Here is a 24,488-nt window from a genome sequence, read left to right on the forward strand (position 1 = left end):
AAGGCGTCGATGTGACGCCGATTCCATGGTGGGGGGACATTCGGACGTGGCAGGCGTCGCCCCATCCCAGGCCGGTCCGGCGTCGGGCCGGTTGCCGTCGGATTACCGGGTGTTCTTTCCGGTCCGAAACCGTAGGGGATTTCGGGTCGTTGAACGCCGCATGAGCGAACTGGTGCGGGACACACGGCATTTGTCGCTGCCGGCGTAGGAAGCGTTGCGGCTGCGGCCGGTGGCCGCGCTCCTGCCGTCGTACTCGCCGGAACCGGGCCCGGACGGGCCGGTCAACACGGACCTCGAACGCAGTCTGCCCGCGCACGGCCGGGCTCGGGAGCAGCCCGAGTCGACCGCCGAGGCCCGGCGCTTCGTCTGGAGTCATCAGCGCCGACCCTGCATCGTCCGCGGCTGCCTCGGCGGCCCACAGGTCCGCTACGCCCTCGAAGAGAACCAATTGAGTCTCTGATCGAAATAGCCCTGAAAGGTGAGCAAGGCGAATGAGTGACGAATCGCCGGCGAATCCGCCGTCAGCGTGTCCTGTCAGCAGGAGGGCGCCAGAGCAGGAAGACCGCCCGAGGCCCGCCCACACCGCGCCTGGTCGCCTGCCCATGATCGGGCACACGTGGCCACTCATGCGGGATCCGTTCAAGTTCTTCGAGTCGCTTCGCCGGCACGGTGAAATCGTCCGCATCTTCATCGGCCCGCGCCCGATCTACGTCCTCACCACGGCGCGGCTCGCACACCAGGTCCTGGTCGAGAAGGCGCGCTTCTTCGACAAGGGCATGGTCTACGAGGCCGTCCACCCGTTGAGTGGCAACGGGCTGCTGGCTTCCGGACGTGAGCTGCACCGTCGCCAGCGGCGCATCCTGCAGCCCTTGTTCCACAAGGACATGATCAAGCTCTACTCCGAGACGATGACCATCGAGGCCCAGGCGCTGGCGGATTCCTGGCGCCCCGGGCAGACCGTCCCCGTCGACGAGGTCATGGTCGAGCTGACGTTGCGGACGCTGGTCCGGTCGATGTTCTCCGGGCAGCTGCCCCGAGCCGTGACGGCGGACATCCTCCGCTCGCTGCCGGTCTTCACCCGCGGCATGGTCGCCAGGACCGTGCTCCCGGCCTGGCTGTGCCGGGTCAGCGGGTTCGACAAGCGCTTCCTGGCCGCGGCGGGACGGCTGCGGTCGGCCGTCGACGAGGTCATCCAGAGCGACCACCCCGACGGTGTGGAGGGCAGCAACCTGCTGTCCCACCTGCGCGCGGCCCGTGATCCGGAGACGGGCGAGCCGATGAGTGACGACCTCATCCGGGACGAACTCGTCTCGATCATGATGGCCGGAACCGAGACCACGGCGGCGACCCTGGCCTGGACGTTCCACGAGCTCGCCCAGAACCCCCACATCGAAGAACGGCTCCGGGCCGAGCTGCGGGACGTGTTGGGCGGCCGACAGGTCGGCTACGACGACATCGCCGCCCTGCCCTACACCCGCGCCGTGGTGAGCGAGTCGTTGCGGCAGTACTCGCTGCTGATGCTGTTCCGGCGCGCGACCGTGCCGGTCGTCGTCGGCGGGGTCGAACTGCCCGCCGGCGCCGATGTGATGTTCAGTCAGTCCGACTTGCACCGTGATGCCCGCCCGTTCCCGGGCCCGGACCGGTTCGACCCTGAGCGGTGGCTGACGGACCAGGACCGCCTGCCTCCGCGGGACGCCTTCATCCCGTTCGGCGCCGGCAACCGCCGCTGCATCGGCGAAGGCTACGCCCAGGCCGAGGCGGTGATCGCACTGGCGACCATCCTCGGCCAGTGGCGGCTCGTCCCGGCTCGGGGCCACTCCGTCCGTCGCGTGGCCGCGGCCATGCCCCGTCCCAACAGTCTGCCGATGACCGTCCTCGCGGTCGACAAGGAAGGAAGCGATCTTCACCATGTCTAGTCGAACCAACAAGCGGGTTCCCGCCTCCGGGTCGGACGTCCAGGAGCAGGGGCCCCAGGCCGACCCGATCGCCATCGTGGGCATCGGGTGCCGGTTCGCCGGCAGAGTCGACTCCCCGGACGCGTTATGGCGTCTGCTCGAACAGGGTGGCAACGCGGTCACGGAGGTTCCGCCGGAGCGCTGGAACGTCGACGAGGTCTACGACCCGCAGCCCGGGGTGAAGGGCAAGACCGTGTCCCGCTGGGGCGGCTTCCTCGACGAGATCGGCGGGTTCGACACGGCCGCCTTCGGGATCACGCCGTACGAGGCCGAGGCGATGGACCCGCAGCACCGCATGCTGGTGCAGATGTCCTGGGAGGCGCTGGGCCACGCCGGTATCGCGCCCAACTCCCTGAAGGATTCGCAGACGGGCGTGTTCTTCGGCCTCGCACACCACGACTACCTGCTGCGGACGTTCGACGACTCGCTGGTGGACAACCCGTACGTGATGACCGGGAACGCGCACTCGGTCGCGACCGGGCGGGTGTCCTACCTGCTGGGCGCGCACGGTCCGTCCATGGCCGTGGACACCGCCTGCTCCTCCGGTCTCCTCTCGGTCCACCTGGCCTGCCAGAGCCTGCGCACCGGTGAGTCCGACCTGGCCCTGGCCGGTGCGGCGATGCTGCAGCTCGGGCCCGAGGTCGGGGTGCTGTTCTCCCAGTGGTCCATGCTGTCGCCGAACGGCCGGTGCGCCGCGTTCGACGCCTCCGCCGACGGGTTCGTCCGCAGTGAGGGCAGCGCGGTCATCGCGCTGCAGCGGCTGGACGATGCGATCCGGGACGGCCGCCGGATCCTCGCCGTCATCCGCGGCTCGGCGGCCAACCAGGACGGACGCTCCGAGAACATCGTCGTCCCCTCGGCGACCGCGCAGGAGGCCGTGCAGCGCAGCGCCCTGCGCGCAGCCGGCGTGGACCCCGCCCAGATCGGTCTGGTGGAGGCGCACGGCCCCGGCACGCCGGCCGGCGACCCGGTGGAGTTCAAGGCGCTCGCCGCCGTCTACGGCCCCGGTGACCAGCCGTGCGCCGTGGGTTCGGTGAAGACCAACATCGGCCACACCGAGTCGGTCTCCGGTCTGGCCGGTCTCATCAAGGCGGTCATGGCGGTGCGGCACGCCCAGGTGCCGGGGAACCTGCACTTCAAGGAGTGGAACCCGGACATCTCGCCGGAGGGGACCCGGCTGTTCGTGCCCACCGAGCTGAGTCAGTGGCCGGTGACCGGCGGGCCGCGGCTGGCCGCGGTCTCCTCCTACGGGTTCAGCGGCACCAACGTCCACGTCATCGTCGAGCAGGCCCCCGAGACCACCGGGCCCGTCGAACACACCGCGTCGCACACCGCGTCGCCCGCGGCGGAGGACCGGGCGCGGCCGTACGTGCTGTCGGCCAGCACGCCCGAGGCCCTGGCGGAGTCGGCCGACCGGGTGGAGCGGTGGCTGTCCGGCGACGGCGCGTCGGTGCCGTTGAGCGATGTGGGCTTCACGCTCGCCCGCGGCCGGGAGCACCGCAAGGAGCGGCTGGTCGTCATGGCGTCCTCCCGCAGCCAGCTCGTCGACCAGCTGAAGCTGGCCGCCGCCTCCGAGGCCGGCGAGGCAGTGGTGTCGGGTTCGGTCGGCGTCCACGACGGCGGGCCGGTCTGGATGTTCTCCGGACAGGGCTCCCAGTGGGCGGGCATGGGGCGGACCCTGCTGGAGACCGAGCCCGCGTTCGCCGCGGCGATCGACGAGCTCGAACCGCTCATCGCCCGGGAGGCGGGCTTCTCGGTCCGCGCCGAGCTGGTGAGCGACACGACCGTCACCGGGATCGCGCGGGTCCAGCCCACGATCTTCGCGATGCAGGTGGCACTCGCCGCGGCCTGGCGGGCCCGCGGGGTCGAGCCCGCGGCCGTGATCGGGCACTCCCTCGGCGAGGTGGCCGCAGCGGTCGTCGCCGGCGTGCTGAGCTACGAGGACGGCGCGAAGGTGATCTGCCGGCGGTCCGGCCTGATCACCCGGATCGCCGGCGGCGGCGCCATGGCGACCGTCGAACTCCCCCACAAGGAGGTCGGGGCCGAGCTCGCCGCCGCGGGCATCGAGGACGTCAGCGTCGCGGTGGTGGCCTCGGCGAACTCCACCGTCGTGGCGGGCGACCCCGAGCGGGTCCGCCTCCTGGTGGCCGGATGGGAGGCCCGTGACCTGCACACCCGCCTGGTCGCGGTGGACTACGCCTCGCACTCCCCGCACGTCGACCCGATCCTGGACGACCTGGTCGCGCGGCTGACCGACCTGGCCCCCGCCGCGCCGACCGTCCCGGTCTACGGCACCGTGCTGGACGACCCGAGGGAGCCGGCGGCATTCGACGCGGCCTACTGGGCGGGCAACCTCCGCCGGCCCGTGCGGTTCGCCGACGCCGTCACCGCAGCGGTGCTGGACGGGCACCGGGTGTTCGTCGAGGTCTCCCCGCACCCGCTGCTCACCCACGCGGTCACCGAGACCGCCCACGCGATCGGCCGGGACACGGTCACCGTGCCCACGCTCCGCCGCGACCAGGACACGCAGTTCGGTCTCCTGCCGCAGCTGGCCGGCCTGCACTGCATCGGCGTCCCCGTCGACTGGGAGCGCGAGTTCCCCACCGGCAGCCTGGCCGACGTCCCCCTCCCGGCGTGGGCGGGGCGCGACCTCGGGGTCCTCGCCCTGTCCGTGCAGCGGCCGGACGGATCGAGCGTGGCCACCCACCCGCTGCTCGGCGCCCACCTGACGCCGGTGGACACCGAGGAGGAGCACCACTGGCAGGCCCGCATCAGCGGTCGCGAGCTGCGCTGGCTGAGCGACCACCGCGTCCACGGACAGGCGGTCATGCCCGGTGCCGGCTACTGCGAGATGGCCCTGAGCGCGGGACGCGACGTCTTCGGTACGGACACCGTCGAGGCGACCGACCTGACCATCCACGAGGTGCTGCCCCTGGACGAGAACACCGTGGTGTCCACCCGGGTCCGTCCCGTCAGCGAGGACGTCGTCCGGTTCGAGGTCATGACCCGTCGCGACGGCGACGAGCCGACCACCCTCGCCACCGGATCGCTGCGCCGTGCGACGGCCGTCCCGCAGGAGCGCCGTGAGCCGGCCGAGCTCCTCGACCGGCACCCCGGGACGCTCGAACCGCGCGAGGTCTACGCCAAGTTCCAGGCGGTGGGCGTCCACCACGGCGAGGCGTTCGCCGCCCTCGGCGCCCTGCACCTGTCCGAGGGCACCGGGATCGACCAGACGATCCTCGCCGAGCTCCGGCTTCCCACCGCGGTGCGCTCGCACCTGAACTCCTACGGGATGCACCCGGTGCTGATCGACGGCTGCCTGCAGGCCCTGGCCGCGCATCCCGCCCTGACCCGGGACGCCCTCCCGATCGGCGCCGGCACCCTGCGCGTGCACGGCGATCCGCACCGCGGGCGCTACTGCCTGACCCGGCTCCGTCACCTCGACGACCACCTGGCCGTGGGTGACATCACGCTCCTGGACGAGGACGGCACCGTCCTCGCCGAGATCGAGCGGGTGCGTCTGGCCACCCAGGACCGCCGGCTCGCCGAGCGACTGCTGACCATCGGCTGGGACCGCGTCGAGCCCGCCGAGCCGCAGTCCACCGGACGGTGGCTGGTCGTCACCGAGGACGACGCGGAGCCCGAGGCGTTCGTCGACGACCTCACCGCGGCGCTGGCCGGCGACAGCGGCTGCGCCGAGGCGGCCCTCGGCGCGACCCCCGACAGCGTCCAGGCCCTGGCGGCCGCGCTCGACGACCGGGCGACCGGAGAGCCGTTGCACGGCCTGGTGCTGCTCTGCCCGCCCCCCACCGGGACGGCCGACGAAGCAGCCGTCGACCGGGCCGAGCACCGCGTCAACCGGCTGGTCGAGCTGGTGCGCCTGCTGGCCGAACGCTCCGAGGCGCAGCCGCCCCGCCTGTGGGTGGTCACCCGGGACGCCCAGGCGGTGCACGGCGGCGACGGCATGAACCTGGAGCAGACGCCGCTGCGCGGCCTGTGCCGCGTGATCGGCCACGAGCACCCCGAACTTCAGGTGTGCTGCGTCGACATCGACACCGACACCACCGCCGAGCAGCTGGCCGCCGCGCTCCGCTCCACCGGGAGCGCCGACGAGATCGCCGTGCGCGGCGGCGACACCTACGTCGCGCGGCTCAAGGTGGCGCCGCTCCAGGAGGACGAGCGCAAGGTCCGGCCGATCCGCTTCGGCCACGACCGCTTCGCTCTCGGGTGGCGGCACGCGGGCGACCTGGGCAGCCTCGAACTCGTCGCCTCCGAGCGGCGCGGGCCCGGCCCGGGGGAGATCGAGATCCAGGCCTCGGCGTTCGGCCTGAACTACGCCGACGTGCTCAATGCGATGGGTCTGTACAAGACCTTCGACGGCCGGCCGATGCCCTTCGGGTTCGACTGCGCCGGAGTGGTGACCGCCGTCGGTGACGGTGTCACCTTGCACCGGGTCGGCGACCGCGTGGCGGCCCTGCACCCCGGGGCGTTCCACTCCTTCGCGATCGTGCCCGCCGTCAAGGCGGTTCCGGTCCCCGACGACGTCACCTTCGAGGAGGCCGCCGCTCGGCCCAGTGTGTACGCGACCACCTGGTACGCCCTGCACCGGCTGAGCCGGCTGAGCGCCGGGGAACGCGTGCTGATCCACTCCGCTACCGGTGGTGTCGGGCTCGCCGCGATCTCCATCGCCAAGCACTTCGGTGCCGAGATCTTCGCCACCGCCGGCTCCGAGACCAAGCGGCAGTACCTGCGCGACCTCGGCATCGAGCACGTCTTCGACTCCCGGTCCACCCGGTTCGCCGACCAGATCCGCGAGCTCACCGACGGCGAGGGCGTCGACGTGGTGCTCAACTCCCTCACCGGAGCCGCCCAGCGCGCCGGACTGGATCTGCTCCGGATCGGCGGCCGCTTCGTCGAGCTCGGCAAGAAGGACATCTACGCCGACGCGCGCATCGGGCTCTTCCCGTTCCGCCGGAACATCTCGCTGCACAGCGTCGACCTCGGCGTGCTGGACTACGACTACCTGGGCGGTGTGCTCCGCGAGGTCCACGACCTCCTCGCCACCGGCGCGTTGGAGCCCACACCGCACACGGTGCACCCGATCCACGAGGTCAGCACGGCCTTCCGCACGCTGGCCGCCGGGGACCACATCGGCAAGGTCGTCCTCGCCGTCCCGCAGGAGGGTGACGGCCGGGCCGTCGTCCGGCCGGACGAGGTCCCCGTGGTCCGCGGCGACGGTGCCTACGTCGTCACCGGCGGACTCGGCGGACTCGGCATCCTGCTCGCCCGGTGGCTCGCCGGGGCGGGTGCGGGCCGGATCGTCCTCAACGGCCGTTCCGCGCCTTCCCCCGACGTCCAGGCGGCCCTGGCGGAGCTGCGGGCCGGCGGAGCGGACATCGAGGTGGTGCGCGGCGACATCGCCGCGGCCGGCACCGCGGAGCAGCTCGTGGGAGCGGCCACCGCGACCGGTCTCGCACTGCGCGGCGTCGTCCACGGCGCGGCGGTGATCGCCGACGCCGCGATCGCCGGCCTCGACGCGGCCCAGGTCGAGCGCGTCTGGGCCCCCAAGGCGCGCGGCGCCCTGCGGCTGCACGCCGCCTGCCGGGACAGCGAGCTCGACTGGTGGTTCGGCTTCTCCTCCGCCTCGTCGATGCTCGGGTTCCCCGGTCAGGCCGCCTACGCCGCCGCCAACGCCCTCCTCGACGGCCTCACCATCTGGCGGCGCGGCCACGGAAGCCCCGCACTCAGCGTCAACTGGGGGGCCTGGGCCGAAGTCGGGCGCGGCACCTTCTTTGCGGACGACGGCCACGCCATGATCGAGCCCGACGAGGGCATCAAGGCCTGCGACAGCCTGCTGCGCCACGACCGGGCCCGGGCCGGCTACCTGGCCATCCTGGACCGGGGCTGGCAGCAGATGTTCGCGCAGAAGATGCGCACCTCGCCCTTCTTCGCGGCCATCCCGGCCGCCGACACGACCGAGGCCACTGCGGACGCCGCCCAGCAGGCCGTCCTGGCCGAGCTGCGGCTCACCGACCCGGCCGGCCGGCAGGTCTTCCTCGAGCGGCACCTCACCGGACAGGCGGCCGAGATCCTGCGGGTCAACCCGGCCGGTCTGGACCCGGACCTGTCCCTGACCGACTACGGCCTCGACTCCCTGATGGCGCTCCAGCTGAGCACCCGCATCGGCAGGGAATTCGACGTGCGCATCACTCCCAAGCAGATGCGCCAGGACTCCACCCTGGCCGCCCTGGCCGCTCGCATCCTCGACCGGCTCAACCTCGGAACGGCTCAGTAGCCCGACGCTCCACCGTCGCTGATCCCGGTCGGCGGGGTCCTTCGGCCTCCCACCCCCGCCGACCGGGATCGTCACCCGAGCGCACATCGGAGGGACTCCCATGATCAAGCAACCATCCCAGACGCCGCACGCGGCAGCCGGAATCGTCAGCCTGGTGGTTCTGCTCGCCACGCTCGCGGTACTGCCGCCGATCCCGGCCTTCGGCTCGTCCGAGAACGAGGTCGTGACCTTCTACGCGACCCACACCACCAGCGGGTACGTCTACCAGTTCATGGCGGGCCTGGCCCTGCTCGCCGCGCTGTGGTTCCTCGGCTACGCCTACACCCGGTTCCGCCGCGAGGTGCCGGGCAGCCCGCTGCCCGTCATCATGCTCGCCGCCGGCACCGCCTGGGCCACCTTCGCGATCGTCTCCCTGGGGCTCTTCCAGATCTTCTCGGTCTGGGCCGCGGAACCGGAAGCGCACGGGATCCTGAAGGCGTTCTCCGACGCGTACGTCCTGGCCTTCGCGTTCAACTCCTTTCCGGCGGCCGTCATGATCGGCGCGGGATCGTGGTGCACGCGGTCGGCGGCAGGCTGGCCGGGCTGGCTGAAGAAGCTCGGCATGGTCGCCCTGGCGGCCCAGGTGCTGGCCAGCGTCCCGCTCATCGTCCCCGACGGGGCGTTGAAGCCGGGTGGCCTGATCACCTACGGCCCGTTCTTCCTGGCGCTGCTCTGGATCTTCATGAGCAGCCTCGCGGCCACCCGCTGGGAGCGCTCCGGCGCGGGATCGAACTCCCCGGCCGGTGCGGAACCGAACCACGAGGTCCGTCCGACGGTCCTCGCACAGGAGCGCTGAGATGACGGACAGCTTCGACGTGGTCATCGTGGGCGCCGGTCTCGGGGGCATCCAGATGCTGCATCAGGTCCGCCAAGTCGGCCTCACCGTACGGGTCTTCGAAGCCGGCAGCGGCGCCGGCGGCACCTGGCACTGGAACCGCTACCCGGGCGCCCGCTGCGACGTGGAGAGCCTCGAGTACTCCTACCAGTTCTCCGAGGAGCTGCAGCAGGACTGGGAGTGGACCAGGCGCTACTCCTCCCAGCCCGAGATCCTGCGCTACATCGACCACGTCGTGGAGCGTTTCGACCTGGACCGCGACATCCGGTACCACACCCGCGTCGAGGCGTTGACGTACGACGAGCGGGCCGGTCGGTGGACGGTGCGCACCGAGGCCGGTGACGAGGTGGTGGCGCGGTTCGTCATCATGGCCACCGGGTGCCTGTCCTCGGCCAACGTGCCGGACATCGCCGGCAGGGAGACGTTCGCCGGCGAGATCCACCACACCGCCCGCTGGCCGAAGCAGCCGGTCGACCTGTCCGGCAAGCGGGTCGGCGTGGTCGGCACCGGATCGTCCGGTGTGCAGGCGATCCCGGTCATCGCGCAGCAGGCGGAGGAGCTGTACGTCTTCCAGCGCACGGCCGCGTACACGCTGCCGGCCCGCGACCAGCCGCTCGATCCGGAGCTGCGCGCGGCCGTCAAGGCCGACTACGCGGGCTTCCGGGCGCGCAACAGCGCGATGCCGACGGCCGGCCTGTCGCGGTACCCGACCAACCCGTCCTCGATCTTCCTCGTCTCCGCGGCCGAACGCGAGGCCGCCCTCGAGTACTTCTGGGGACTGGGCGGGCCACTGGTGCTGCGCTCCTTCGGCGACATCATGTCCGACCCGCGCGCCAACGAGCTGGTCTCCGACTTCGTCCGGGGGAAGATCCGCCAGATCGTCAGGGATCCGGAGGTCGCGGACCTGCTGTCCCCGAAGCAGCCGATCGGCTGCAAGCGGGTCTGCATCGGCACCGACTACTACGAGACCTTCAACCGGCCGGGCGTCCACCTGGTCGACGTGGCCTCGGCACCGATCGAGGAGATCACACCGGACGGGATCCGCACCGCGGCCGGCAGCCACGCGCTCGACGTGATCGTCTTCGCCACCGGGTTCGACGCGATGACGGGGGCGCTGCTCGGGATCGACATCCGCGGCCGGGACTCGCTGTCGCTGAAGGAGATGTGGTCGGCCGGTCCGCGCACCTATCTGGGCCTCGGCGTTCCCGGCTTCCCCAACCTGTTCACGATGACGGGCCCCGGCAGCCCGTCGGTACTCACCAACATGCTGGTGGCGATCCATCAGCACGCGACCTGGATCGCCGACTGCCTGCAGTACCTGGTCGACCACGACATCAGCGTGATCGAGGCCACCCACGAGGCCGAGGACGCCTGGGGGATGCACGTCGACGAGGTCGCCGGGAAGACCCTGTTCCCCTCCTGCGACTCCTGGTACCTGGGCGCGAACATCCCGGGCAAGAAGCGGGTGTTCATGCCGCTCGTCGGCTTCCCCGCCTACGCGAAGACCTGCGCCGAGGTCGCGGAGGGCGGCTACCGGGGGTTCGCGCTGACCCGCCCGTGACGCAGTGGCCCGCAGGAGAACCCGTCCGGTCCTCTTCGAGGACCGGTTCCCACCACCGAAGTTCCCACCACCGAACAGGAGCACAACCATGGCACATCGCGAAGTGCCGGAGATCGACTTCGACCACCACTCGGAGGCGTACGGACGCGACCCCTGGGCCGCCAACACCGAGCTGCTCACCAAGTGCCCGGTGGCCCACAGCCGGCACCACGGCGGCTTCTACGTGGTCACGGGGTACGACCAGGTCGCGGACGTGGCCAAGCGGCCGGAGGTCTTCTCCTCCGCTCATGAACTGCCCAACACCCCCGGCCGTCCGCAGGGGACGATCATCCCGGCGACCACCTTCCGTGCGCTGCCGCTGGAGATGGACCCGCCGGAGTACCTGGACTGGCGCAAGGCCCTGAACCCCTTCTTCTCCCCCAAGGTCGCCCGGCAGCTGCGCCCGCGGATCCAGGCCTACGCCACCTGGTGCGTCGACCAGTGCATCGAGAAGGGTGAGATGGACCTGGTCCTGGACCTGGCCAGTGCCGTTCCCGCGCTGCTCACGCTGGACATGATGGGGCTGCCGATGGACAACTGGCGCCTCTACGCCGACGCGGTGCACTCGCTGGCGTTCACCCCCTCCGGCACTCCCGAGTACCAGCAGGTCGCACTCGGCTTCGGGATGCTCCTCAAGGAGGTCCAGGAGATGATTCCCCGGCGCCGGGCGGACCCGAAGGGTGACCTGGTCAGCTTCCTGACCCAACTGGAGATCGACGGGGCGAAGATCAACGACGAGGACATCCTCGCGACCTGCGCCGCCATGATCGCCGGCGGCATGGACACCACCACCGCACTGTTCGCCTCGGCCTTCGAGTACCTCGACCGGGACCGCGCCGCCCGCCGCCGGCTGATCGAGGAGCCCGCGATGGTTCCCAAGGCGGGCGAGGAGTTCCTGCGCTACTACACCCCCGTGGTCTGCGTCGGCCGCACCGCCATGCACGACACCGAGATCGACGGCGTTCCGGTCTCCCAGGGCGAACGGGTACTCATCTCGTGGGCGGCGGCCAATCTGGACCCCGAGGTGTTCCCCGACCCGCTGACCATCGACTTCGACCGCGACACCCGCAAGAGCGCGGCCTTCGGCATCGGCATGCACCGTTGCCTCGGACGCCACATCGCGATGACGGACTTCGACGTCGTGGTCAACGAGGTGCTCCGACGGCTGCCCGACTACGAGCTGATCGAGGGCGCGGCCGAGCGCTACCGGACCGTCGGGCAGATCAACGGCTACGTGAAGATGCCCGCCCGCTTCACGCCCGGTCCGCGCACCGGCCCCGACGCCGCGACCGCCGGGGAGCTGCTTCCGGAACTGAAGCTCGACCTGTAGCCGAACACGGGGGCGGCGCGCTGCGCGCCGTGGCCCGTCCGAAGGGTGGACGCGCAGGGCGTTCCCGCCCTTCGGACCGGGCGAAGGCGTGCCCTGCCGACAACAGCCTTCGCACCGAGCGGATCCCCCAGGCCCGGACATCGTCGGCGCCAACCAGTACAGCTCCCAGGAAGTTCCTTTCATGGCAGAGACCAACGAGATCGCCCCCTCCTATCCGATTCCGCGGGCGACCGGCTGCCCGCTCGACCCCCCACCGCTGCTGGGCGAGCTGCGTGAGCAGCGGGCCGTCAGCCCGGTGACGCTGTGGGACGGCCGAACCGCCTGGCTGGTCACCCGGCTCGAGGACGTGCGTCGGCTGCTGCGCGACTCCCGGCTGAGCGCCGACGTGCGGAACCCTTCCTACCCGTTCCTCTCCGAGGGGCAGGTCGCCACCCGCGAGCTGCTGGAGAGCTTCATCCGCACCGATCCGCCCGAGCACGACCGGCAACGTCGCATGCTCACCGCGGAGTTCCGGGTCAAGCAGATCGAGTCGATGCGGCCGGGCGTGCAGCGGATCGTCGACCGGCTGCTGGACGACATGATCGCGGCCGGCTCTCCCGCCGACTTCGTCACCGCCTTCGCGCTGCCCCTGCCCTCCCTCGTCATCTGCCAGCTGCTCGGGGTGCCCTACTCCGACCACGACTTCTTCCAGCGGTGCACCGCCGTCGCGTTCAACCGGAACTCCACCGCCGAGCAGATCCGCACCAGCCGCGAGCAGTTGACGGACTATCTGGGACGGCTCGTCGCATCGAAGGCCGAACGCCCCACCGACGACCTGCTCAGCCGGATGGTGCTGAACCAGGAGCTTCCCGGGCACCTGACCCGCGAACAGGTCGTCAAGACCGCCATCCTGCTGCTCGTCGGCGGCCACGAGACCACCGCGAACATGACGGCGCTCTCCGTGTTCGACCTGCTGCGCCACCCCGAGCAGTCGGAGCTGCTGCGGGAGCGGCCGGAGCTCATCCCGGGCGCCGTGGAGGAACTGCTGCGGGTGCACACCGTCGCCCACAACGGCCTGCCCCGGGTCGCCGTCGAGGACATCGAGGTCGACGGCACCACCATCCCGGCCGGGGACGCCGTACTGCTCTCGCTCGCCGCCGCCAACCACGACCCGCGGGCCTTCGACGCCCCGGACCGACTGGACGTCGAACGCAACTCCCGCGGGCACGTCGCCTTCGGCTTCGGTGTGCACCAGTGCCTCGGGCAGCCGCTCGCCCGCCTGGAGCTCCAGATCGCCCTCGACACCATCCTGCGGCGGCTGCCCGGACTCCGCCTGGTCAACGACTCCCTGGAAGATCTGGACTGCCGTCACAGCATGACCATCTTCGGGCTCCACAGCCTGCCCGTGGCCTGGTGATGAAGACGCAACTGCGGCTTCACCGCCACGGGTTGGACGGCCCCGGCCCGCCCCGCGGCGCCGCGGGGCGGGCCGGCGGGCCACCCTTCCCGTCCTGTTCGAAGCACTCTCGCGACCGCACCGCATTCTCATGACCGCACCGCATTCCCGTGACCACGTGGGGGAAGCCATCGACACCACCCTGATAGACGCCCTGCTGGCCGAGGCCGTCGAGCGCGGCGTCACGACGGGCGTCTACGCCATGACCGCCGACCGCGACGGGACCGGCTACTCCGGCGGCGCCGGAACCCGCGACGGCAGCGCACCGTGGAGTGAGGACACCATCGCCTGGATGGCCTCCATGACCAAGTCGATCGTGGCCGTCGCCGCCCTCCAGTCAGTCGAGCAGGGCGCGATCGGCCTGGACGACCCGTTGGGTGAGGTGCTGCCCGAGCTCGCCGCGCCGCAGGTGCTCGAGGGCTACGACGGCGACGTGCCGCTGCTGCGCCCGGCCCGGTCGCCGGTCACGCTGCGCAGGTTGCTCTCGCACACGAGCGGCGCCGGCTACCCCTTCCTGAGCCCCGAGCTCGCCCGCTACCACGAGGCCAACGCGATCCCGTCGACCAAGGAGGGCCGGCTGGCCACGCTCGTCGACTCGCCGCTGATCTGCGAACCCGGCGCCGAACCCCACTACGGCATGGGACTCGACTGGGTGGGTCTGGCCATCGCCCGGATCACCGGCACCGATCTGGAGACCCGGCTGCGCGAGCACATCTTCGCGCCGCTCGGCATGACCGACACCGGCTTTCGAATAGCCGACCGCGGGCGGCTCGCCGCGATGCACGCCCGCACTCCCGACGGACTGGTGCGAATCCCGTTCGAGCTCCCGCAGGAACCCGAGTTCGTCTCCGCTGGCGGCGGGCTGTACGGCAGCCCGCGCGACTACCTGACGTTCCTTCGGATGATCGCGGCGGGCGGCACGCTGGACGGCACGACCATCCTCGCTGCCGAGACCCTCGCCGAGGCGCGCCGCAGCCACTCCGGCCCGGTGGGGCGGATGGTCTCGGTCAACCCGGCGGTCTCGCACGACATAGAGCTGCTGCCGGGCACCCCGGTCACCTGGTCGCTGCTGGGCATGCGCAACGAGGAGCGGACGCCGCTGGGGCGCCCGGTCGGCACGCTGACCTGGGCCGGGGGCGCCAACTGCTACTACTGGGCGGACGGTGACGGCGAACGCGCCGGTGTGGCCGTGCTGTTCACGCAGCTCATGCCCTTCGCCGACCCGGCCGTGCTGGACCTCCTCGCGGCGGTCGAACAGGCCGTCCGCACACACTCCGGCGATCTCGTGCGGTCCCCGCGCTGAATCGACAGTGGCACGACAACCGCCCGAGCGGGCTGTTAGGTTACCGGTGATTCACAGGTAGCCACCGGCCCGGGGCCGCGCCTGCGCCGCACTGGAGTCGGCGGCCCGGCCGCCGACCGGTCCCCGCCGGGCCACTACCCGTATCCGGACAAGTCTCTTGGAACATCCGATGAGTAAGGCAAGCCGATGACCGACACCTTAACCGAGTCCCCGACGAAGGCCGCCAGCCGCCCGCTGGTGCCCACGCTGATGTTCATCGCCCTGGTCGTCGCGGTGGTGGGCAGCCTCGGGGCACCGCTGATCACCGCGGTGGCGGGCAAGTTCGACGTCTCGCTGGCCGCGGCGCAGTGGACGCTCACCGCCCCCCTGCTGGTGGGTGCCATCGCCACCCCGGTCCTCGGGCGCCTGGGCGCCGGGCCGCGCCGGCGCCAGGTCATCCTCGCCACCCTCGCCATGGTGGTGGTCGGCAGCTTGCTGACCGTGGTACCGCCGTCGTTCGGCTGGCTGCTGGCCGGGCGGGTGGCCCAGGGCGCCGGCCTGGCCCTGCCCGCGCTGATGATGGGCGTCGCCCGCGACCACCTGCCGGAGGAGCGCTCCGGGCCGGCGATCGCGCTGCTGTCGGTGGCCTCCACGGTCGGTATCGGCGTCGGCTACCCGCTGGCCGGCCTCCTCACCGAGGTCTCGGGCCTGCGGGCGGCGTACGGGCTCGGCCTGGTGATCACCGTGGTCGCGCTGGCGGCGGCCTGGTGGGCCGTGCCGCAGCCGCCGCAGGGCCGGTCGGTGGCGGTCGACGTGCCCGGGGCCGCGCTGCTGGGCGGTGGGCTGCTGGCCCTGCTGCTCGCGATCAGCCAGACCACCCTGTGGACCGGGAACCCGGTGCTCGCCTGCGGTCTGCTGGCCGCCGCGGTCGTACTACTGGCCGTGTGGGTGCGCCGCGAACGCCGGTCCGACACCCCGCTGGTGGACCTGGGGCTGCTGCGGCACCCCGCGGTGGCCGGTGCCAACGTGACCATGTTCCTCGGCGGTATCGGCATGTACCTGCTGCTGACCCTGGTCACCCGCTACGTGCAGACACCCGCGACGGCTGGCTACGGCTTCGGTGTGGACGTGTTCATCGCGGGCCTGGTGCTCGTGCCGTTCTCGGCGCTGGGCTTCGCGGGCGGCAAGCTGGTGCCGCCGCTGCGCAAGCGGCTCGATGCCCCGACGGTGCTGGCCATCGGCGGCGCCATGGTGCTGGTGGCGCTGGTGGTGTTCGCGCTGACCCGCGGTCAACTGTGGCTGGCGTTCGCCGTGATGGGGCTGCTCGGCCTGGGCGTCGGCACGTTCTCCGCCGCCATGCCGGCCGCGATCCTCGCCGTCACGCCGCGCGAGGAGACCTCCAGTGCGATGAGCTTCAACCAGGTCGTGCGCAGCGTGGGCTTCTCCCTCGGCAGCGCGCTCGGCGGTCTGGTGCTCGCGGCCCACACCGGCTCGGGAACGGGCTTCCCCACCGAGTCCGGATACACCTCGGCGGCCTGGGCCGGGGCTGCCTCGATGGCGGTGACGACCGTGATCAGCCTGGCGCTGCGGCGCACCGCGAAGGCGCGTAGTCATCCGGCGTCCTGAGCCGTTGATCCGTCGGAATCCGGTCAGCGGCCTGGGTCCGGACCTGCACGAGGGGCGGTCGACCCTGGCGGTCCGACCCCCACCAGTGCCTGCGGCGTGACGGAGGCCGTGAAACCGGCCGTTGACACCGGAGCCTGTGGAGCCGACCACCCACACGTCGTCGCTCCACAGCGCGGTGTCGCGAGCCGGGGCCCGGATGACCTGCCGGATCGGCCCGGCCGCCCGTCGCAGGCGCTTGTTCCAGCCGCTCTGCTGGGGCAGGTACGGGAGCAGCGGACGCGAGCGGGAGTGGGCAGAGCGCGGCCACCGGGCCTCGGAGGTGAAGCCGAGCAGGGCCTGCGCCGCCGCCGGACAGACGAGTCCGGAGTCGCTGAGCAGCGGCGGTCTGCCGAGGCATCGGGCTCCTCCGATCTCGTCGTCGATCTTCACGTACAGTGCGGTCAAGAGGGTGTTCAGGTCTGTCGTCACACACGGATCTCGGACACCCTCGCCCCTTTGGCGGACCCGAACTTCGGATCTATTCGTCCAGGGGCGGGGGTCCTCCGGTACTGCCCCGGTCAAGAAGCTCCGACTTCTTTCTTTGCGGCAGAAGTGAAGTCTCTGATTGCTGTGCTGAAACTTTGGATTTCAGCGGCGTAGGTGGAGCCGTCATAGTACTGGCGATTCGTGTCGACCATTGCCCTCGGTCCGATGACCAGACTGTAGATCGCGGACTCGGCCTCGCCGACACGAATTGCGGCGGCTTGTACGTCACTGCTGGTCGCGACCAGCAGTGCCAGGGAGTCGGTCTGGCTTAGCTTGATCAAGTCGGGGGAGATCACTGACTGGTATCGAGATTCAAGGTCCGCCGCGTTGTCGCCTGCACGAACTCCGTTCGTGAATTCGACGAAGTCGCCATAGACGGTGTCGGCCTGTGCGATGAAACTACTGAAGGCCGCGCGTCGGACGTCTGCCGTGTGCGACATCTCGTTCGCCTTCAGGTTGTTCGCAGATTGTTTGTAGACGAGGAGGCTCCCTGTCGCCCCGGCTAGCGCCCCGATCAGTGCACCGATGAGGCTGGCGATCGCGGTTGACATATGCCTGGACGGCTGGCAGCTCGCCGCTGCATCGGAGTCGTTCTGTGTCTCCATGAGGCCGTTATATGTGCGGGACCCTGGACCCGCATGTCCAGCCGGTTGTCACGGCCTCCGAGCCCCGCTGCTCGGCACCCCAGGCGCAGAGCGGCTCCGTCGCTCGGAGCGGTGCGTCACTGAATGCGGTGGTCGCGAGGCGTCACGCTTGCCAGGAGGGGTCGGCGAAGGGGCGGAACGTGTGCGGGGAGGTCGGGAAGTCGTCGGTGAGGATCTCGGCGCGGATCTGTCCGGTGAGGGTGGAGAGCAGGAACCGGGCGAAGCCCATGTCGAGGCGTTCCCACCAGTCGCCGCGAGCCTCGTTGATCATGATGGTCCAGTCGTCGGGGTGCTGCCCGGGGCGGACCAGCCAGTAGACGAATTCCCCGTTGTCGGTTGATGCCCAGGGGATCAGGCGGGCGCCGGGCTCGTCGAGCTCGGAGGGTTTCTCCTCGCAGGGATCGTCGTCCCACAGGTATCCGAACGCCTCGGTGCGCTCTTGAGCGGAGTCGACTAGGTCGTAGTTGTCGTTGGCGCAGTCCGGCTCCAGGACGTACAGGTAGCTGTCGAGGTAGCCGCCGCCGACCTTCTCAATGAACTCCACGTAATCACTTGGGAGTTCGGTTCCCAGCCGCTCCGTGGCCGAGGCCCAGTCCTTCGGATGCCCGCCGGGGGATCCGGGTAGCACCTGGGTCAGTCGCTCGACGGAGTCGTTCACGATGTCTGCCTCACCTCGTCTTGTTGCAGACGCTCAAGATATCCGTGCCGCCGACCGGGCCCTTGGGCTCGAACTCGAGACCCTTGTTGCCGTAGACCTCGACATCCGCTGCGGTGCCTTCCTTGCTGCCGGGCCGGATCAGTGCTTGCCCGCGGAGCGGATGGCGTCGCGTCGCCGCCCTCGTTGACCGCAGCCGCGATCGCGACGACTTCCGGCTCGTGGTACGGGAGTTGGGCGGCGGCCGGTGATCGGCAACTGATCGGCCGCCGCCAGGCCGAGCGCGGCTGACGCGGTGCAGGAGATGCTTGTCCCGACAGGGCAGGGAGTGGGTGGGGGCGAGTGATGAGTGGGGAAGCGGGCGGGCTGCTGCTGGAGCGGGTGCTTGCGGTCGGCTGGGCCGAGCAGGAGGAGGCGTACGACCACTGCGTGGCGCGGGCGGGGCTGATGCGGGAGTACCTGCGGAGAGCGGCGTTGTGGGCCGAGGCGTTGGGCGGCACGGAGGAGTGGCCGTTCTTCGACATCGCCGGACGGGTGGCCCCGGAGGTGTGTGCCGACCCGGTCGTGGCCGGCCGGTGGGACGAGGTGCTGGCCCGGCGGGCGCCGGGCCCGGTGGCGGTCGGGGTGTACCGGGCGGTGCTGAACTGGACGGCGTTGACGAGGGCGGCGCTGGCTCCGTACGCCGGCCTGCCGGAGCCGTTCGAACCGCTGGTCATGATGCTCGAACGCGGTGGCGGGGTGCAGATCGAGCACGGTTCCATGGACTTCCTCACCGACCGGGTGCAGGTCGGGACCTGGCGGGAGCACGTCGCGTCCGACCCGGTCGTGCCGCTCGACCGCGCCCGCCTCGACGCCCTGGACGGCCTTCCGCTGCTCGAGTTCCGGCCCGGGAGGTTCCCGTCGCAGCCAATCCGGGACGTCCGGATCCTGCATCGCAAGCAGACCTCGGGACCCGGTCTGTTCGCCGACGTCACCCTCGACTTCGAGCCGTCGGGGGAGGGCTTCGTGTTCGAAGTGGCCGACGCGCTGCAGGTCGACTACTCCTTCCCCCGTGAACTGCCCCACTTCTACGCGGCGTTGGGCCGGGGAATCGGCGAGGAGCTGGCGCGCGACCGCGCCCCGGTCGTCGTGGCGGTGCGGGTGGTGCTCAAGGCGGTGCGCGCGCACGAGATCGACTCGAACGAGCTCTCGTTCCTGACGGCGGGGAGGCGGGCGGCCCTGGCGGCACTGGAACGCGAGCTCGGAGTGGAAGTGGAGCCGTAGCACGCGGTGGCCGTGGTCGGCGCCGTCACGGTGACGGAGCGTAGCGGCCGGCGGCGGGAGAGCCGGACGCCGAGCGGCGCCCCGCAATCGAGCCGAGCGCCGCGGGCGAGAAGACCGGGCCTGACCCCCGGGGGAGAGAAGCCGCGTGCTCCCAGCAGGCGGCGGTCCGGTGGTACGGGTGCCCCGGGCTCCTTGTCGGCGTGTTCCGGATGGCGCGACAATCGATACGGGTCGGGCCGCCGGACCAGCCCGGGCCTGATGGCAGGCGGTGATGTTCTGGTGGCCGAGGGCGACACCGGTGAGCGCGACCATCTGCTGGTCGCCGCGGTCCGCCGAGCCGTTTCCGATACCGGGGGCCACGCCGCGAGCGTCTTCCTCCGCTCGCGTGACCGCCGCTCGCTGGTGCTCGCCGCCTCCTGCGGGGCGCCGCCGTCCCTGCTGGGCGGCTGGCGGCTCATTCCCGTGAGCAGCCCGATCCCGGTCGCCGTGGCGTACCGGTCCGGTCGGACGGTCCACCTCGCCGACGCCCACGAGACGATGCGCCGGTACCCGCAACTGGCGGTGGCGCTGCCGTACATGTTCGGCTCGGCCTCCGTGCCGGTACGGACTGACGCGGAGCACTTCGGAGCGCTGTCGGTGGTGTGGGCGACCGAACCGGGTGACCAGGGCCTGCCCCGCGCGCAGCGCCGCCAGCTGCGTGCCACCGCCAACCGGCTGGGCGCCGCGCTGGCCGGGCTCCGGGCCGGTGGCGACCCCGTCGAGTGCGACCCGCGGACAGCCGCCGTCGAGGTGCCCGCCCCCGCCCGCCCCTCGCTCCGGGTGGGGCTGCTCGACTGGGAACCCGCCACCGATCAGGTCGTCGAGGACGAGGGGCTCTGTACGGTCCTCGGCCTTGCCCACGAGGCGTTCGACGGGACGTTCGCCGGACTCACCGCGAAGGTGGCACCCGGTGACCTGGCTGCGTTCCGGGCCGAGGTCCGGGCCGCGTCCGACGGCAGGGTGTTCTCCCAACGGCTGCGGGTGTGGGTGGACAGGTCCCGGCAGCGCACGGTCGAGCTCTGGGCACGCGTGTCGCGCCTCGGCCCGACGGCCGGTGACGGGTCGGCGACCCGGGTGGTCGGTGCCGTCGTCGACGCGGGGGACGGCGCTTCGGCGGTCGCGGCGACCGAACGCCTCGCCGACGGCGTGCTGGCGCTGGACACGGCCGGGCGGCTCACCTGCCTCAACGGCAGCCTGGAGCTGCTGCTGCAGGTCCGGCGGGAGGAGGTGCTGGGCCGGCGGATCTGGGACGTCCTGCCGTGGCTGTCCGCGCCCACGTACGAGAACCGGTTCAGAGCCGCGCTGGTCTCGCAGCGGACCATCTCCTTCCTGGCCTGCCGCCCGCCCGACCAGTGGCTCGCCTTCTCGTTCCACCCGGACCCGAGCGGCGTCACCGGCCGGGTCGTACCGGTCGACGGGCCGACCGCGGCGGCACCCGCGCCCGCGGACAGCGCGATCCCGGGCACGGCGACCCCGGAGACGGCGACCCCGGAGACTGAGATCCCGGACACCGCCCCCTCGACCGGTCTCGCCATGATGTACCACGTCCTCCAGCTCGGCAGCGCGCTCACCCAGGCGGTCACCGCGCGCGAGGTGGGAGACGTCGTCGCCCACCAGCTGCTGCCGGCCTTCGGGGGTCAGCAGGCAGCGATCTACCTGGCCCAGTCCGGACTGCTGCACCTGCTCGCGCGCACGGCCTGCGAGGAGGCGTTCCCACTCCGGCTGGAAGGCGCGTCCCTGCAGGCCCACCTGCCCGGGACCGAGGCGCTGACCTCCGGCGTCCCGCTGTTCGTCGAATCACCGCAGGCACTGGCGGACGGCTATCCGGGGAGCCCCGTCGGCGAGTCGCGTGCCTGGGCGTTCCTGCCGTTGATCGCCTGCAGCCGTCCGATCGGCACCTGCGTCCTGGGGTTCGACCGGATCCACCCTTTCACGATCGAGGAACGCGGCGCGCTGACCTCGATGGGAGGGCTGATCGCCCAGGCGCTGGAACGTGCCCGGCTGTACGACGAGGAGTCCGCCATCGCGCGCGGCCTGCAGGACGCACTGCTGCCGCACCGGCTGCCCAGCCTCCCGAACATCCGAACGGCGGCCCGCTACCTGCCCGGGACCCGCGGGATGGACATCGGCGGCGACTGGTACGACGTCGTTCCCGCCGGCCGCAGCGTCACCCTGGTGGTGGGCGACGTCGAGGGGCACAGCGTCGCCGCCGCCGCGACGATGGGGCAGCTGCGCAGCGCCGCCCGGGCCTACACCACGGCCGGGCAGCGGCCCGGCCAGGTGGTCACCGGGACCAACCGGCTGCTGGTGGACCTCGACTCGGGGCTGCTCGCCAGCTGCTGCTACCTGAGCCTCGATGCCTACAGCGGCCGGGTCCGTGCGGTCCGGGCAGGCCACTGCCCGCCGCTGCTCCGGCAGCCGGACGGCACGGCGGAGGTGCTGGACCTGCCCGGCGGGACGCTGCTCGGGGTGGATCCCGCCTCCTCCTACCCGGAGTCCCTGCTGACCCTCCGCCCCGGTTCGGTCCTCGCGCTCTACACGGACGGCCTGGTCGAGGAACGCGGCACCGGGATCGACCAGGGGATCGATCGCCTGCGGGCGGCGCTGGCCCACGCCCGCTCGGGCTCGCTGGAGGCGCTGGCCGACCATCTGCTGCACGGGGCCGAGCGGTTGACCAGCCGCGCGGACGACATCGCCCTGCTGCTCGCCGAGTACCGGCCATCGGCCGAGCCGACCTGACCCGGTTGCGATCAGGCCTGATCAGGTTGGGACGGGGGCCGGCCACCGCGGGTGCCCCGGGGGAGGAGCCCTCGGCGCCGGCGGGCGGCCAGGGCGCACCGGTCCAGGGCGGTCGGCACGGTTGCAGGTCGGTGGACGTGACCGCGTCGGCGGCAGTTTTCACGCGTACCGACATGCCGTTTGACCAGTACGGATGGGATCTCGGCACCCGTCGCCCCCGATCGGGGCGAGCTCCGCCCGGGCTGTTGGGCGGGTGCCTGGTGCCCGCTTGATCCGGGCGCCGGAGCGGCGGGGGACCTCGGCGTTCGGACGGGTCCGCCCGAGGGACCGGAATGGCCGAAAGCTAGCATGTGCACATCGCCTAGCTCGATCGAAAGATGGACCTGTGACTGTCAATGAGGACGTGTTCACGAACTGGAAGAACCGCGAGGAGATCGCGGAGTCGATGATCCCGATCATCGGGAGACTGCATCGGGAGAGGGACGTCACGGTCCTGCTGCACAGCCGCTCCTTGGTGAACAAGTCGGTGGTCAGCATCCTTAAGACTCACCGGTTCGCCCGCCAGATAGCCGGTGAGGAGCTCTCGGTCACCGAGACGCTGCCGTTCCTGCAGGCTCTCACCAAGCTCGATCTCGGCCCTTCCCAGATCGACATCGGCATGCTCGCCGCCACCTACAAGACCGATGACCGAGGCCTCTCGGTGGAGGGCTTCACCGCCGAAGCCGTCGCCGGGGCCACTGGAGCCAACAAGCTGGAGCGCCGCGACTCGCGCGACGTCGTCCTGTACGGATTCGGCCGCATCGGCCGGCTCCTCGCCCGCCTGCTCATCGAGAAGGCCGGTTCGGGCAACGGTCTTCGGCTGCGCGCCATCGTCGTCCGCAACAGCGGCGGCGAGGACCTCGTCAAGCGCGCCTCGCTGCTGCGCCGCGACTCCATCCACGGCCAGTTCCACGGCACGATCACCGTCGACGAGTCGAACAACAAGATCATCGCCAACGGTCACGAAATCACGGTGATCTACTCCAACGACCCGACGACGGTGGACTACACCGCGTACGGCATCGACGACGCCATCCTCATCGACAACACCGGCCGGTGGCGCGACCGCGAGGGCCTGTCCAAGCACCTCCGCCCCGGCATCGCCAAGGTGGTCCTGACGGCACCGGGCAAGGGCGACGTCCCCAACATCGTCCACGGCGTCAACCACGACACGATCAAGCCGGACGAGCAGATCCTGTCCTGCGCGTCCTGCACCACCAACGCGATCGTCCCGCCGCTGAAGGCGATGGCGGACGAGTACGGCGTCCTGCGCGGCCACGTGGAGACCGTCCACTCGTACACCAACGACCAGAACCTGCTGGACAACTACCACAGCTCCGACCGCCGCGGCCGTTCGGCGGCGCTCAACATGGTCATCACCGAGACCGGTGCGGCCTCCGCCGTCGCCAAGGCGCTGCCCGACCTCAAGGCGAAGATCACCGGCAGCTCGATCCGCGTCCCGGTGCCGGACGTCTCGATCGCGATCCTCAACCTGCAGCTCGCGCGCGAGACCAACCGTGCGGAGGTCCTCGACTACCTCCGCAACGTGTCGCTGACCTCGCCGCTCAAGCGCCAGATCGACTTCATCAGCGCCCCCGACGCGGTGTCGAGCGACTTCATCGGCTCGCGCCACGCCTCGATCGTCGATGCCGGTGCCACCAAGGTCGAGGGCGACAACGCGATCCTCTACCTGTGGTACGACAACGAGTTCGGCTACTCCTGCCAGGTCATCCGCGTCGTCCAGTACGTCTCCGGCGTCGAGTACCCGACCTACCCGGCCCCGGCGGTCTGATCTCGGTTCCGACCCTGGCGGACGGCCCGATCCCGCCGTCCTGGCGGGTGAGGTGTGAGGCATGAGGTGGCGGTGGGGCGGCAATCGATCCCGAACGGGTTCTGGTTGCCGCCCCACCGCCACCCGCCGACCCGGGCGGTTCAGGACACTCCGGCCGCTGCCGGGCCGGGGTGACGTCCTGTTGCGCCCGGCCACCCCATTTGCGGAGCTGCCCGCTGTGGCGGCCGGTCGGCTGACTGGCCGGCCGTGCGGGCGTCGTCGGCACCGTGTCCTGGATTTGCTTCCGGCCCCTGGTCGGCCTAGTGTTCTCTAGTCGCTCGGCAGGGAGCACCGGACACGCATCGGCGCGGACGGTCCCGGGGCGGCCAATCCTCTGAAACACCACTTCTTCTGTT

At 71.2% G+C, this 24,488-nt stretch carries 14 protein-coding genes; 12 read left to right on the plus strand and 2 right to left on the minus strand.

Annotation, left to right across the window (positions count from 1 at the left end; all coding sequences use genetic code 11):
* The first annotated feature begins 229 nt into the window (after positions 1 to 229).
* The 9 genes from ACFC1R_RS22660 (at position 230) to ACFC1R_RS22700 (ending at position 16,397) form a co-directional block, all read left to right on the plus strand.
* Positions 230 to 460: a hypothetical protein gene (locus tag ACFC1R_RS22660; protein WP_375941301.1), complete on the plus strand. Its 231-nt coding sequence runs from the start codon at positions 230 to 232 to the stop codon at positions 458 to 460.
* Positions 461 to 491: 31 nt separating this feature from the next.
* Complete coding sequence (locus ACFC1R_RS22665) at positions 492 to 1,916, plus strand: cytochrome P450 (RefSeq protein WP_375941303.1); 1,425 nt, start codon at positions 492 to 494, stop codon at positions 1,914 to 1,916.
* Positions 1,909 to 8,250 (plus strand): SDR family NAD(P)-dependent oxidoreductase, encoded by a 6,342-nt coding sequence (locus ACFC1R_RS22670; protein ID WP_375941305.1) that lies wholly within the window; start codon positions 1,909 to 1,911, stop codon positions 8,248 to 8,250. Before ACFC1R_RS22665 ends, ACFC1R_RS22670 begins: the two co-directional genes overlap by 8 nt.
* 100 nt (positions 8,251 to 8,350) lie before the next feature.
* Positions 8,351 to 9,085 carry a hypothetical protein gene (locus tag ACFC1R_RS22675; protein ID WP_375941307.1) on the plus strand — a complete coding sequence of 245 codons (735 nt, stop codon included), beginning with the start codon at positions 8,351 to 8,353 and terminating at the stop codon, positions 9,083 to 9,085.
* Between the two features lies 1 nt (position 9,086).
* Entirely contained in the window at positions 9,087 to 10,685 is a 1,599-nt protein-coding gene (locus tag ACFC1R_RS22680) for a flavin-containing monooxygenase (RefSeq protein WP_375941309.1), read from the plus strand.
* An 88-nt stretch (positions 10,686 to 10,773) separates the two neighbouring features.
* On the plus strand, positions 10,774 to 12,054 hold the full coding sequence (locus tag ACFC1R_RS22685; protein WP_375941311.1) for a cytochrome P450: 1,281 nt from the start codon (positions 10,774 to 10,776) through the stop codon (positions 12,052 to 12,054).
* A 181-nt stretch (positions 12,055 to 12,235) separates the two neighbouring features.
* Positions 12,236 to 13,450, plus strand: a complete 1,215-nt coding sequence (locus ACFC1R_RS22690) for a cytochrome P450 (RefSeq protein WP_375941313.1) — start codon at positions 12,236 to 12,238, stop codon at positions 13,448 to 13,450.
* Positions 13,451 to 13,580: 130 nt separating this feature from the next.
* Positions 13,581 to 14,792, plus strand: a complete 1,212-nt coding sequence (locus ACFC1R_RS22695) for a serine hydrolase domain-containing protein (RefSeq protein ID WP_375941315.1) — start codon at positions 13,581 to 13,583, stop codon at positions 14,790 to 14,792.
* Between the two features lie 186 nt (positions 14,793 to 14,978).
* Positions 14,979 to 16,397, plus strand: a complete 1,419-nt coding sequence (locus ACFC1R_RS22700) for an MFS transporter (protein WP_375941317.1) — start codon at positions 14,979 to 14,981, stop codon at positions 16,395 to 16,397.
* A gap of 557 nt (positions 16,398 to 16,954) precedes the next feature.
* Here ACFC1R_RS22700 and ACFC1R_RS22705 read toward each other — a convergent pair.
* Both ACFC1R_RS22705 and ACFC1R_RS22710 read right to left on the minus strand, forming a co-directional pair.
* Entirely contained in the window at positions 16,955 to 17,527 is a 573-nt protein-coding gene (locus ACFC1R_RS22705; RefSeq protein WP_375941319.1) for a hypothetical protein, read from the minus strand.
* 142 nt (positions 17,528 to 17,669) lie between these two features.
* Positions 17,670 to 18,224 carry an SMI1/KNR4 family protein gene (locus ACFC1R_RS22710; RefSeq protein ID WP_375941321.1) on the minus strand — a complete coding sequence of 185 codons (555 nt, stop codon included), beginning with the start codon at positions 18,222 to 18,224 and terminating at the stop codon, positions 17,670 to 17,672.
* A gap of 342 nt (positions 18,225 to 18,566) precedes the next feature.
* Here ACFC1R_RS22710 and ACFC1R_RS22715 point away from each other — a divergent pair, with 342 nt between their 5' ends.
* The 3 genes from ACFC1R_RS22715 (at position 18,567) to ACFC1R_RS22725 (ending at position 24,093) form a co-directional block, all read left to right on the plus strand.
* A complete protein-coding gene (locus tag ACFC1R_RS22715) occupies positions 18,567 to 19,484 on the plus strand; it encodes a hypothetical protein (RefSeq protein WP_375941323.1) in 918 nt (305 codons plus the stop codon).
* Positions 19,485 to 19,742: 258 nt separating this feature from the next.
* The gene (locus ACFC1R_RS22720; protein ID WP_375941325.1) at positions 19,743 to 22,262 is read left to right on the plus strand and encodes a SpoIIE family protein phosphatase; all 2,520 of its coding nucleotides are present in this window, start codon (positions 19,743 to 19,745) and stop codon (positions 22,260 to 22,262) included.
* 385 nt (positions 22,263 to 22,647) lie between these two features.
* Entirely contained in the window at positions 22,648 to 24,093 is a 1,446-nt protein-coding gene (locus tag ACFC1R_RS22725) for a glyceraldehyde-3-phosphate dehydrogenase (RefSeq protein ID WP_375941327.1), read from the plus strand.
* The last annotated feature ends 395 nt before the right edge of the window (positions 24,094 to 24,488 follow it).

Origin of the sequence: Kitasatospora sp. NPDC056138, assembly GCF_042264695.1 — a bacterium.
In the GTDB taxonomy this organism is placed as follows: domain Bacteria; phylum Actinomycetota; class Actinomycetes; order Streptomycetales; family Streptomycetaceae; genus Kitasatospora.

What these genes read in the sequence shown, in the direction of transcription:
- ACFC1R_RS22665 (WP_375941303.1), top strand. Translation starts at nt 492, where the DNA reads ATGAGTGACGAATCGCCGGCGAATCCGCCGTCAGCGTGTCCTGTCAGC.
- ACFC1R_RS22715 (WP_375941323.1), top strand. Translation starts at nt 18,567, where the DNA reads ATGAGTGGGGAAGCGGGCGGGCTGCTGCTGGAGCGGGTGCTTGCGGTC.
- ACFC1R_RS22695 (WP_375941315.1), top strand. Translation starts at nt 13,581, where the DNA reads ATGACCGCACCGCATTCCCGTGACCACGTGGGGGAAGCCATCGACACC.
- ACFC1R_RS22690 (WP_375941313.1), top strand. Translation starts at nt 12,236, where the DNA reads ATGGCAGAGACCAACGAGATCGCCCCCTCCTATCCGATTCCGCGGGCG.
- ACFC1R_RS22720 (WP_375941325.1), top strand. Translation starts at nt 19,743, where the DNA reads ATGGCAGGCGGTGATGTTCTGGTGGCCGAGGGCGACACCGGTGAGCGC.
- ACFC1R_RS22685 (WP_375941311.1), top strand. Translation starts at nt 10,774, where the DNA reads ATGGCACATCGCGAAGTGCCGGAGATCGACTTCGACCACCACTCGGAG.
- ACFC1R_RS22675 (WP_375941307.1), top strand. Translation starts at nt 8,351, where the DNA reads ATGATCAAGCAACCATCCCAGACGCCGCACGCGGCAGCCGGAATCGTC.
- ACFC1R_RS22680 (WP_375941309.1), top strand. Translation starts at nt 9,087, where the DNA reads ATGACGGACAGCTTCGACGTGGTCATCGTGGGCGCCGGTCTCGGGGGC.
- ACFC1R_RS22670 (WP_375941305.1), top strand. Translation starts at nt 1,909, where the DNA reads ATGTCTAGTCGAACCAACAAGCGGGTTCCCGCCTCCGGGTCGGACGTC.
- ACFC1R_RS22700 (WP_375941317.1), top strand. Translation starts at nt 14,979, where the DNA reads ATGACCGACACCTTAACCGAGTCCCCGACGAAGGCCGCCAGCCGCCCG.
- ACFC1R_RS22705 (WP_375941319.1), bottom strand. Translation starts at nt 17,527, where the DNA reads ATGGAGACACAGAACGACTCCGATGCAGCGGCGAGCTGCCAGCCGTCC.